Annotated in this window: 1 protein-coding gene; it reads left to right on the top strand. The window is 40.1% G+C overall.

Annotated elements, in window-relative coordinates:
* Positions 1 to 269 (top strand): DUF6470 family protein (locus tag AOA60_RS32825; RefSeq protein ID WP_218240882.1); only part of this gene is annotated, 269 nt, incomplete at both ends.

Here is a 269-nt window from a genome sequence, read left to right on the forward strand (position 1 = left end):
GATAGGATGAATCTTCCACAAGTATTAATTGAAACTGGTAGAGCTGAAATTGGGCAACAAAATTCACGTCCACAGATGACCATTTCACAGCGTAATGCCATTATGTCGGTAGATCAGGATCTTGCTGGTCGACTTCATATTAGTACTACTGCCTCTAAACTTTTTATTGATCAAACGGAAGCTTTTGCAGATGCTGATCTAAAAGGCCCACTAAGGCGAGTGAAAGAGGATGCAGCAAAAGGAATGCAAAACATTAGTCAGTATATTGC

The sequence above is a fragment of the Pseudomonas sp. 2822-17 genome, assembly GCF_002742485.1.
GTDB classification, from domain to species: Bacteria; Pseudomonadota; Gammaproteobacteria; order Pseudomonadales; family Pseudomonadaceae; genus Aquipseudomonas; species Aquipseudomonas cyclaminis.